We start from the raw sequence: 7,509 nt of genomic DNA, 5'->3' as shown, positions 1-7,509 counted from the left end.
ACTGCCAGGCCCAAACCAACGATAGCGGCTGTCAGAACAACCCAGTCAACGGTTACAGCACCAGATTCGTCTGCGGCGAAGTTTTTGATCATGTTAAGCATTTTGATAGTCCTTTTGAGGTGTGAGTTTCGACTTAGAACGATGTCGAGATTGTTTGAGTGGTCAGCTGAGTGCCGATTTTGTTTGTCAGCGCTTCGGTGCCGTCGGAAACAACTGACATAACTGCCAGGCCCAAACCAACGATAGCCGCTGTCAGAACAACCCAGTCAACGGTTACAGAACCAGATTCGTCTGCGGCGAAGTTTTTGATCATGTTAAGCATTTTGATAGTCCTTTGATTTACGTTACGCTCTTTCCACATTCCGTCGCGGGCTTCATCGGGCCGGCCTCTTGTTTGGCCCTCTGTCCGCTTCAGGATGGGTATATATAGCTGTTTGATTGGGGCGAGAATTTGGCAGGGATCGTACAAATTTAAGCTTTTACAAAGAATATACGGGTATTGTTCCAATCGATTGATATTGCTTAATAAAATACTGAAATAATCATATTTTTGCACCGAAAGCACAACGAATTCCCCTCAAATTAGGCAGATTTCTTCGCATTGGTGCGCAATAAACTGGTGTTAAGCACGATTATTTGCGACAATGAGCATAGTTAATAATAACAGGTATAGTTAATAATACCGAGGCAGAGCAGGAATCCGCATGAAGCGGCGCTTCGTAACAGTAATATCTATAGCCGCAGTGTGTCTGGCGGCTCAGGTGATGGCCGAGACGCCATCGCCATACCCGAGCTTTACCTTCAAGCGTGTGGGGGTGCCCGGCAAAGGAGCGACCAACCGCATTAAGGTGCAGATAGACCCCGCTGACCAGCTGGTGCCGCTCAAAGCCGCAACAGACGCCTCCGCACCTGCCACACCAGATAAGACGCCTGTGCTGACAGAGCTGGAGTGGTACTGGATGGGCGTGTCGCCGAAATTGGCAGATTCGGGCCCCGGCCGGTTGCGCGATGCGGTTTTATTTCTGGACAAGGCACCGGTTGGTAAATCGGTGCCAACCCCGCGTTTGCAGCAAATGCAGGATATCGCCAAAGCGCACGGCACTGAAATCCTGAAGGCAACAATCGGCACCAATGTATCGCCCGCGCTGGTTCTGGCGGTGATTGGTATTGAATCTGCGGGCAACAATGGTGCGGTTAGCGGGGCAGGGGCAACGGGCCTGATGCAGTTAATGCCGGACACGGCCAAACGGTTCGGAGTTGAGGATGCGACGATAGCCAATGAGAACATCAAAGGTGGTGTCGCCTATCTGGATTGGTTGATGAAAGAATTCGATAACGATCCGGTAATGGTGCTGGCCAGCTATAATGCGGGCGAGGGCGCGGTCAAAAAACACGCCGGTGTGCCGCCCTTTGCCGAAACCCGTGCCTATGTGCCCAAAGTTCTGGCCGCGTGGACCGTGGCGCGCGGATTATGTTTAACGCCGCCCGAACTGGTAACGGACGGCTGTGTGTTTGCAATTAGATCGGTGGCCTCGAAATGAGTGATAATAAACCGTTGGTTTTGGATGTGGACGGCACATTCCTGAAAACCGATATGCTGCTTGAAAGTTTCTGGGCTGGTTTGGGGCAAAACCCCTTTGCAACACTAAAGGCGACGTTCAGCCATTTGGGCAATCCCGCCCGCCTGAAACAAGAGCTGGTTAATATCGCAAACCTGCGCACCGACCTGTTGCCGGTGAATGCCCAGATCAAGGCGGTGGCCGATGAAACCTTGGCATCGGGGCGCGAAGTGGTGCTGGCCTCGGCCTCGGATCAGGCGCTGGTGGCGCGTTTGGCGCAGGATCACGGGTTAAGTGCGCAGATTTATGCATCCGACGGGGTAACCAATATGAAAGGTGTGGCCAAAGCGGATGCTTTGGTTAACGCATATGGCGAGGCGGGATTCCATTACGCCGGAAACGACAAAGTTGATCGCGCCGTTTGGGACCATGCGAATGGTGCGCTGATTGTTGGCAAACATGCCGGTATTGCGCGCGATCTTGCGGCTGCGGGCAAACAGGTGGCGCAATATTCCAGTGGCTGGAAAATGCGCGATCTGATCCGCGCTATTCGTCCGCATCAATGGGTCAAAAACATCCTGCTGGTGCTGCCGATGATTGCCGCCCATAACTTTGGCCTCCCCACCCTGTTGATGGTGCTGCTGGGGATGGTCGCGTTTAGCGCTGCAGCCTCATCTATATATATAGTGAATGATCTGCTGGATCTCGAGGCAGATCGCCTGCACTCCAAAAAGCGCCATCGCCCGTTTGCCGCGGGCACTGTACCGATCGGCGTGGGTATGGTGGCCAGCATCGGACTGGGGGCCATTGCGCTGGGGGTCGGCGCGTATCTTGGAACGGCCTTCTTGCTGGTGGTCACAGTCTATATGATGCTATCGCTGGCCTACTCATTGCGCCTAAAGCGGATGCGCTGGGTGGATATCGCCACATTGGCCAGCCTGTACACCCTGCGCGTGGTGGCGGGGGCGGCGGCCAGCGGGGTTGGTGCCTCGAGCTTTATGCTGGTCTTTATCTTTCCGGTGTTTATCTCGCTTGGTTGCGTGAAACGGCTAACGGAACTGACACTGGCCACATCTGACGAACGGTTGCCGGGCCGCGGATACGGGCGGCCGGACCGCGAGGATTTGCTGAATGTGGCAGGGCTTGGCACTGTTGGCGCATTGCTGATTTTCTTTCTCTACAGTTTTAGCGAACAAGCAACAGAACTTTACCCGACACGCTGGTTGCTGTGGGTCGGATTGTTACCGCTGGCGTGGTGGCTGATCCGCATGGTGCGGCTGGGCTATCTTGGGAAACAGGATTACGACCCAATTGTTTTTGCGATGACTGATAAGCGCGGCATCGGCATCCTGATGATCCTATTGTCGCTGATGTTCTACTCAGCTGGGCTGTGGCAGGAATGGTTCGGGATTTGAGCGCGCAGGCAAAGCTTCCGCTAACAGGTATCCGCGTGCTGGATGCCTCTACCTTTATCGCTGGCCCGTCCTGTGCCGCTCTGCTGGGTGAATTCGGCGCCGAGGTGATCAAGGTCGAACACCCAGCTGGGGGTGACCCCTTGCGCCGCCTAGGCACCAATAGCGGCTCGGAGGGCCGATCCCTGTTGTGGCTGAACGAGGGGCGTAATAAACAAAGCGTCACCCTGAACCTGAAATCGGACCGCGGGGCAGCGATGTTCCGCGATATGGCGGCCAAGGCGGACGTTGTGATCGAAAACTTCCGCCCCGGCACGTTTGATCGCTGGGGCCTGTCGTTTGAAACCCTGCGCACCGCCAACAAAGGGCTGATCATGCTCAAGGTGTCCGGCTATGGTCAGGATGGCCCGTACCGCGACCTACCCGGTTTTGCTCGCATTGCGCATGCGGTGAGCGGCCTTAGCCATCTGACCGGCGAGGTGGGTGGTGCCCCTCTGACCCCAGGATCTACGTCGCTGGCCGATTATATGTCCGGCCTTTATGGCGTCATTGGCATCATGATGGCGCTGCGCAGCCGTGACGTGTCGGGGCAGGGGCAGATGGTCGATGTTGCATTGTATGAATCAGTGTTTCGGGCGCTGGATGAAATTGCGCCTGCCTATGCGCTAAAGAACAAGGTGCGGGGCCGTCAGGGCATCCACACGGTGAACGCCTGCCCACATGGGCATTTCCAGTGCAAGGATGGTAAATGGGTCGCCATCGCTTGCACCAATGATAAAATGTTCGCCCGTTTGACGGTGGCAATGGGGCAACCCGATCTGGCCGCACCGGACCGCTACCAAACTGTGAAATCCCGCATTGATGACGAGGACGCCGTGAACCGGATTGTGCAGGACTGGGCTGGGGAGCATTCCCAAGAGGTCATCCAGAACGCCTGTAGTGTAGGCGAAGTGCCGTGTGGTGCAATCCTGTCGATTGACGAAATTCTGAAAGATCCGCAATACGCCGCCCGCAAAACCCTGACCGATATGATGGTCGAAGGGGTGGGTGAATTGCCGTTCCCGTCGCCGTTGCCACGCCTGTCGGAAACCCCGGGACAGCTAAACTCGCTGGGCCCGAAACTGGGCGCTTCAAACGCGGCTATATATAGTGAGTGGCTGGGACTGACAAAAGCCGACCTAATCAAACTTAAAAAGGACGGTGTTATCTAACCCCATTTTCGTTCCATAAATATCCGCGCCGCAGGCATAGAATCTCTTTAGATCGACATCTTCTTAAAGATGAATTCAGGGATCGACCGGATGATCAGCATAATATAGCGCCAGAAAAACGGCGTGTAGATCACGTTCTTCTTCTTGCGCACCGCTTTCAGAATGTCACCGGCCACCTTTTCAGGTGTGGCGACCAGAAACATCCCCTCAATGCCCCACGTCATGCCCGTGTCGACAAACCCGGGTTTCACCGTCACCACATGCCCACCGGCGCGGGTCAAACGGTTGCGCAGGCCCGACAGATACGTGGCAAACCCTGCCTTGGCCGCACCATATACATAGTTGCCAATGCGCCCACGGTCCCCCGCAACGGACCCTACGCCAACCACACAGCCACCGCCGCGTTGCTCCATTTCAGGCACGATGCCTTGCAAAAACGTGGCGGGGCCGCTGAAACTGTCGATCACCGTGCCCTCAATCAATGACGGGTCCGCATCAATGTCTTCCTGTGGCGGCATCGAGCCAACAAAGACCGCGACATTGATCATACCATCCTCGCGTATGGCCTTCTTATAGATTGGCGCAAACGTCTCGCGCTTGCGGGCGTCAAACTTTACAGCCTCGCCCATCCGTGCGCCATAGGCCACGCAATCGGCTGCCGTGCGTTTCAAATCGTCCATGTCACGGCCCGCCAGCAACACGCCATGGCCCTGTTCAGATACAGCCCGCGCGAACGCTTTGGCCATCGATGATGTGGCTCCTAATATGATCCAGGTCTCGCTCATTATATGCTCCTCAGATCAAGTCGGCGAATGATGTCGGTGATAAAATTTCCGTCGGGGTCGGCTTTGACCACCTCGGCGACGTATTTTGCGTGCTCTCTATACATAGGCTTTACGCGGCCCCCTTTGGCCAAGGAATCTTTGGCCAGATAAATCCGCCCACCAGCCACCAGCGTCATTTCTTCCAGCATGTGGATCAGCGCCTCGGTACCCGCACGGTTGGGGAAATCGACGGCCAGCGTGTAGCCCTCCATCGGAAAGGACATATAACCGGCCCGTCCTTTGCCCATGCGCTTCAAAACCGCCAATGGTGACGCCATACCGGAATGGGCGATTTTTCCCAGTATCTCGCGCAAGGCATCAGCTTGCTCGATCGGCACCACGCATTGGAACTGGTGGAACCCGCGTTTGCCATACAGACGATTCCAGTTGTGGATCGCATCCAGCGGAAAAAAGAATTCGCTGATCGGTTTGACCGATGTGCGGCCGGATTTCGGCACCCGCCCGTAATACATCTTGTTGAACAGTCGCACGATGGGTTTGGACAGCGCGAATGACGGGGCGTTAAACGGCACGGAACGGGATTTCGTTGGTTTGGGAATTAATCCGGCTCCGGTTTCGCCTTCTTCCAGAATACCGCGCCCCAGCGCATCACCCTTGGCGGTGGCATCAATCCAGCCGACCGAATAGATGGCATCCGAATGGTCCAAGGCCTCAAGGAAATCATCCCAGCCTTCAATCCGGCGTTCGGTCACCATCATCACATCGCCCTTGCAGGGGATCATCTGCAATTTGGCTGTGGCAATCACACCGGTTTGTCCTAACCCGCCAACCGTGGCCTTAAACAGGCCCGCATTTCGTTTTGGTCCGATCACTTGTTTCTTGGTGCCATTCAATAGGGTTAGACTGACTACGTGTTGTCCGAAGGAGCCGATCCCGTGGTGGTTTTTGCCATGCACGTCATTGGCAATACAGCCGCCAACCGTGGCAAATCCGGTACCGGGCATCACTGCAGGTAACCAGCCGCGTGGCGCGAATATCCGCGCCAGCTCGCCGATTTGGCAGCCGGCCTCGACCTCTAGAATACCCGTGGCCTCATCAAACCCCAGTATCCGATCCATCCGCGTCATATCAATCGCACGGCCGCCATCATTCAGTGAGGTATCCCCGTATGAGCGGCACATGCCGATTGCGGGGGCAGGTTCGTCACCCAGCAAAGTATCCAGCGCCGAAGCGCGTTCTGGGCGGGCCAATTCACCCGTCGCAGTATGAACCCGGCCCCAGCCGGCATAATCAGCAGTTTTCCAGCGCATGTTTTGTCCTTAATGAAATTCGTTCGGCAAAGGGGAACACAGCCATCCCGATGCCAATGGCGAACCACAGTGTTGTGATCCGTATGATTGCGGTTGCGGGCAGGCCGACTTCCAGCGGCACGCCTTGGGTCATCAGCAAGGCTACCATCGCGGCCTCGGCCCCGCCAACACCGCCGGGTGATCCTGTTAGGCTGCCTGCGAGGGTCGAGAAGATGAATATTGCCACAGCCATCGCCAACCCGATGTCAGCCCCAAGCCAGCCCAATAGCATGTAAAAGGCGTATCCTTCGGCCAACCAGCCGATCAGGCCAAGGCCAAGGGCCGTCAGCATCACCGGCGTGTTCGAAAACTGTTTTAAGGATCGCGCTGCCATGCGGATGCGGCCAAATAGGCGGGGTTTGTAACCAATGACCTTATAAGTGTATGTGACCACTGCCGACAGCAGGGCAGGGCGTGTCGCCACCACTGCCAGTGCAATTGCAACCAAGGTTATGGGCAAGGCACCGGCAATACCGGTGGCTGTCAATGAAACCGACAGGCCCAGAATAACTGCAATTGCCGCAAGGTCCATCGCACGATCCATCAGAACCAATGGCGCGGTGCGCTCAACCGCCCATCCGGTTTCGCGCTTTAACCAGCGCATGCGGATCAATTCACCCACCCGCCCCGGTGTTATGCTCATGGCAAAGCCACCCAGAAAGTGGCGCATGTCTTGTATTATTCCTGTGGGCAGACCCAATCGGCGGGCGAACAAATGCCAACGCATACCGCGCAGCAGATAATTGATCAGCGATAGGGCCAACAAGATGACTACTTTGGACAAGGACAGTTTGGCAAGTTGTGTTTTCGTGTCGTCCCAGCCCGTTGCGGCAGCCAATCCAATCAACCCGAACAGCATCAATGCGAACAAGCCGCCCAGAAATAGCATATCGCGCCCGCGCCGTGCAGGGCGGGGCGATGTGTGGGGCCGTGCCTGATTATTTGTGCTGCTCATACTCATTACCAGCCATTTAGGGGCTAATTGGGGCGATAATATGAAGCTGTTGCTGATTTTGAAACAATAAAGATGCTTTCCGGCATTCATCTACCATTCCGTTCTGTATTTTGCGCCCTTTAGGGAGTCGATCTCATCGAAATCAGGCTAAATCACCCTCTTATTCTGTAATAATTCTACTGAATTATCACCAAACCTCTTGTGCAGCTGTGAAACCTAAGCGCGAAATATTACAAAC

7 protein-coding genes are annotated in these 7,509 nt (G+C 55.4%); 3 read left to right on the top strand and 4 right to left on the bottom strand.

Going from position 1 to position 7,509, the window contains the following annotated elements; translation table 11 throughout:
• Window positions 1-133: 133 nt before the first annotated feature.
• A complete protein-coding gene (locus ACWB12_RS10790; RefSeq protein ID WP_479530091.1) occupies window positions 134-322 on the bottom strand; it encodes a hypothetical protein in 189 nt (62 codons plus the stop codon).
• A 382-nt stretch (window positions 323-704) separates the two neighbouring features.
• On the opposite strand from ACWB12_RS10790, the gene ACWB12_RS10785 reads away from it, so the two are divergent.
• The 3 genes from ACWB12_RS10785 to ACWB12_RS10775 are packed head-to-tail and all read left to right on the top strand — an operon-like array spanning window position 705 to window position 4,182.
• Window positions 705-1,541 (top strand): lytic transglycosylase domain-containing protein, encoded by an 837-nt coding sequence (locus ACWB12_RS10785; RefSeq protein WP_479530090.1) that lies wholly within the window; start codon window positions 705-707, stop codon window positions 1,539-1,541.
• Window positions 1,538-2,974 carry a UbiA family prenyltransferase gene (locus ACWB12_RS10780; RefSeq protein WP_479530089.1) on the top strand — a complete coding sequence of 479 codons (1,437 nt, stop codon included), beginning with the start codon at window positions 1,538-1,540 and terminating at the stop codon, window positions 2,972-2,974. The genes ACWB12_RS10785 and ACWB12_RS10780 overlap by 4 nt, the downstream gene beginning before the upstream one ends.
• The gene (locus tag ACWB12_RS10775; protein ID WP_479530088.1) at window positions 2,971-4,182 is read left to right on the top strand and encodes a CaiB/BaiF CoA transferase family protein; all 1,212 of its coding nucleotides are present in this window, start codon (window positions 2,971-2,973) and stop codon (window positions 4,180-4,182) included. The genes ACWB12_RS10780 and ACWB12_RS10775 overlap by 4 nt, the downstream gene beginning before the upstream one ends.
• Before the next feature lie 47 nt (window positions 4,183-4,229).
• Here ACWB12_RS10775 and ACWB12_RS10770 read toward each other — a convergent pair whose 3' ends face one another.
• Genes ACWB12_RS10770 through ACWB12_RS10760 form a run of 3 tightly spaced genes read right to left on the bottom strand, consistent with a single transcriptional unit; the run spans window position 4,230 to window position 7,271 of the window.
• Window positions 4,230-4,967, bottom strand: a complete 738-nt coding sequence (locus ACWB12_RS10770) for an SDR family NAD(P)-dependent oxidoreductase (RefSeq protein WP_479530087.1) — start codon at window positions 4,965-4,967, stop codon at window positions 4,230-4,232.
• On the bottom strand, window positions 4,967-6,277 hold the full coding sequence (locus tag ACWB12_RS10765; protein WP_479530086.1) for an FAD-binding oxidoreductase: 1,311 nt from the start codon (window positions 6,275-6,277) through the stop codon (window positions 4,967-4,969). The genes ACWB12_RS10770 and ACWB12_RS10765 overlap by 1 nt, the downstream gene beginning before the upstream one ends.
• Window positions 6,258-7,271, bottom strand: a complete 1,014-nt coding sequence (locus ACWB12_RS10760; protein WP_479530085.1) for a lysylphosphatidylglycerol synthase transmembrane domain-containing protein — start codon at window positions 7,269-7,271, stop codon at window positions 6,258-6,260. Before ACWB12_RS10760 ends, ACWB12_RS10765 begins: the two co-directional genes overlap by 20 nt.
• Window positions 7,272-7,509: the final 238 nt, after the last annotated feature.

It is taken from the genome of Profundibacter sp., from assembly GCF_056498605.1.
This window is presented reverse-complemented; position numbering and strand designations above follow the sequence as displayed.

Excerpts from the sequence above, each read along its gene's own strand:
- ACWB12_RS10790 (WP_479530091.1), bottom strand. The coding sequence starts at position 322 with ATGCTTAACATGATCAAAAACTTCGCCGCAGACGAATCTGGTTCTGTA.
- ACWB12_RS10785 (WP_479530090.1), top strand. The coding sequence starts at position 705 with ATGAAGCGGCGCTTCGTAACAGTAATATCTATAGCCGCAGTGTGTCTG.
- ACWB12_RS10780 (WP_479530089.1), top strand. The coding sequence starts at position 1,538 with ATGAGTGATAATAAACCGTTGGTTTTGGATGTGGACGGCACATTCCTG.
- ACWB12_RS10770 (WP_479530087.1), bottom strand. The coding sequence starts at position 4,967 with ATGAGCGAGACCTGGATCATATTAGGAGCCACATCATCGATGGCCAAA.
- ACWB12_RS10765 (WP_479530086.1), bottom strand. The coding sequence starts at position 6,277 with ATGCGCTGGAAAACTGCTGATTATGCCGGCTGGGGCCGGGTTCATACT.
- ACWB12_RS10760 (WP_479530085.1), bottom strand. The coding sequence starts at position 7,271 with ATGAGCAGCACAAATAATCAGGCACGGCCCCACACATCGCCCCGCCCT.